Origin of the sequence: Streptomyces sp. NPDC006450 (genome assembly GCF_040612195.1) — a bacterium.
Lineage (GTDB): Bacteria > Actinomycetota > Actinomycetes > Streptomycetales > Streptomycetaceae > Streptomyces.
Window position 1 is genome coordinate 1 of the sequence record NZ_JBEXPT010000240.1, and the last position, 2,068, is coordinate 2,068.

At 73.5% G+C, this 2,068-nt stretch carries 4 protein-coding genes; 2 read left to right on the forward strand and 2 right to left on the reverse strand.

From position 1 onward, the window contains the following. Positions 1-215 precede the first annotated feature (215 nt). Positions 216-752 carry a DUF5133 domain-containing protein gene (locus ABZY57_RS32370; RefSeq protein WP_356518063.1) on the forward strand — a complete coding sequence of 179 codons (537 nt, stop codon included), beginning with the start codon at positions 216-218 and terminating at the stop codon, positions 750-752. A gap of 14 nt (positions 753-766) precedes the next feature. Here the strand turns inward: ABZY57_RS32370 and ABZY57_RS32375 are convergent, their stop codons facing one another. Together ABZY57_RS32375 and ABZY57_RS32380 are read right to left on the reverse strand one after the other, a co-directional pair. Further along, positions 767-1,042, reverse strand: a complete 276-nt coding sequence (locus ABZY57_RS32375; RefSeq protein ID WP_356518065.1) for a hypothetical protein — start codon at positions 1,040-1,042, stop codon at positions 767-769. A gap of 295 nt (positions 1,043-1,337) precedes the next feature. Further along, positions 1,338-1,604, reverse strand: a complete 267-nt coding sequence (locus ABZY57_RS32380) for a DUF4235 domain-containing protein (protein WP_356518067.1) — start codon at positions 1,602-1,604, stop codon at positions 1,338-1,340. A gap of 147 nt (positions 1,605-1,751) precedes the next feature. On the opposite strand from ABZY57_RS32380, the gene ABZY57_RS32385 reads away from it, so the two are divergent. After that, entirely contained in the window at positions 1,752-1,925 is a 174-nt protein-coding gene (locus ABZY57_RS32385) for a CsbD family protein (protein ID WP_356518071.1), read from the forward strand. Positions 1,926-2,068 lie beyond the last annotated feature (143 nt).

The window sequence follows — 2,068 nt, forward strand, 5'->3', positions numbered from 1 at the left end:
CGCGAGGGCATCACGCAAGGCGGTGCGAGAGCACCGCCCAAGACGGCGCGAGAGCATCGCGCAAGGCAACGCGAGGGGTCAACCAGGGCCGCGACACACGGCCGGTTCGGGCGGTTGTGGCCCCCTCACGGGCGTGTGCGCGAGGCGGGGCGGGGCGGGGGCTGCTACACAGCAGAACCCCGCAGACCAGGGGCACCGAAGCGGAGGAGCGACGGATGGACCATCCGGCAGAGCAGATCAAAACCTTCGCGGCGCCGACCGCGCCGCCGCAGGCGCAGGACGTAAGGGCCACCGCCGCCTGCGCCGCGGGGGTGCTGATGGCCCTCGTTCCCTGTACCTCGGCCAAGGCCCGCCGGATGCTGGACGAGGTGGCGATGGGGGCGGGCACGGACGTGCGGGGGGCCGCCGAAGCCGTACTCGACGCCCAGACGGGCAAACCCCTCGCGCCCGCCGTCGAGGACGTGCTGCGCCACGTGCTCGCCCTGGCCCGGAACCTGCCGGCCCCGCCGGCAGGTTCCTGGTCGCCGCCGGAGCCGGACGTCCTGCGCCAGCACGTCAATCACCTGCGTGCCGTTCGCCGCCGAGCGATGGCGGCTCCCGGGGACGCGAACGTGCGCGGCGAGATGGAGGAGGCGGCGTACACCCTCTGCGTCGTGATGGGCCAGCGCAGCGCCCACGGCGCACTCCTCGCCGCGGAGGAGCTGCTCGCCGTCAGCCGGCTGAGGCCGGGAACGCCGGGGCGGCGCTGCTGATCACCTCCCGGCAGTCAGGTGCGCAGGCGGCTGTTGCCTTCCTCGTGCCCGTCGGCGGCCGGCTCGTCGAACCAGTAGTCGCCCGCCGCGAGGTAGCGGAAACTGTGGGTGGCCTTGGCGGGGAGGGCCACGGTCACGGCGCGCATGCCGTCGGTCCGGGGTTCGAGGACGTGCGTGCCCGGGTGCCAGTCGTTGAACGTACCGACGACGCTCACCGGCCCGGGCGGAATGGCCCCGGGAAGTACGAAGGTGACGTCGGTCGTGTGCTTTCGGCGCTTGCGCTCCAGCACGGACAGCTCCTTTCCGTGGGGCGGGCGTTGCCCGCCGACCCGGTCAGCCTGATGACCGGCGCCCGTTCCGGGGCACGACCCGCCGCACGGGGCGACCCGCATCACCCGTCCGGAGCGGACCCGGTCGCGCGGGACTTCGCCGGCACCGTCGGCTCGGCCCGAACGAACCTCCCCCGCCCGGGCAGACGCCCGGCCGACGGGCAGGCAGGAACCGGGGCGGAACCAGGGCGGGAGCAGCAACGCCGGCACCACGATGGCTGAACGGGGCCGACGACCGAACCGCGCCGGCGGCGCCTCAAGCGGGCCAGGTGCCGGTCAGGCGTTTGGCGGCCACCGCGCCCCCGCGGTCGATCGCGGCCTTGACCGCGGCGAACACGGCGCCCTGGAGGGCCGCGGCGATGAGGATCTCCCGCCACGAACGCCCCTCGTCGGTCGCGTTCGGAGCGTCGTCCTCGTGGCCGAGCCACTTCCAGATCTGCTGGAAGGCCGCACCGGCCAGCAGACCCCCCGCGGCACCGAGCGCCAGCCCCACGGGCTTGTAGGCGATCTTCGAGGTTTGCACCGCTGCCTCCACTCCGTAGCCGTTCTCCCCGGCACCTGCCCAGAGCCCCCCGCGGCTAACGCGCCGAGCACCGCGGGCAGGTTTACCGGACGGGCATTCGGACAGACGCGGCACGTCAGATGGCCGCCAACGATCGGAGTGAGAGCCGTGTCGGGTGAGCAGAAGATCAAGGCCAAGAAGGAACAGGCCAAGGGCAAGGCCAAGGAAGCGATGGGCCGCACCGTCGGTAACGAAAGCCTCACTGCCAAGGGGCGCGCGGAGCAGATGAAGGGTGATGCCCGCCAGGCCAAGGAGAAGGCGAAGGACGCCCTCAAGGACTAGCGCGGCAAGGACCAGCGCGGCAGCACGGCTCCACCGAAGCCGCGACGTGAACGGCCACGGCCTCCTCCCCGAAACGGGCGACGGAGGCCGTGGGGGGTCGACGGGGCCCCGGGGGCGGCCGGGCCCGGGGGCGGGACCCGGGC

What these genes read in the sequence shown, in the direction of transcription:
- ABZY57_RS32370 (WP_356518063.1), top strand. Translation starts at nt 216, where the DNA reads ATGGACCATCCGGCAGAGCAGATCAAAACCTTCGCGGCGCCGACCGCG.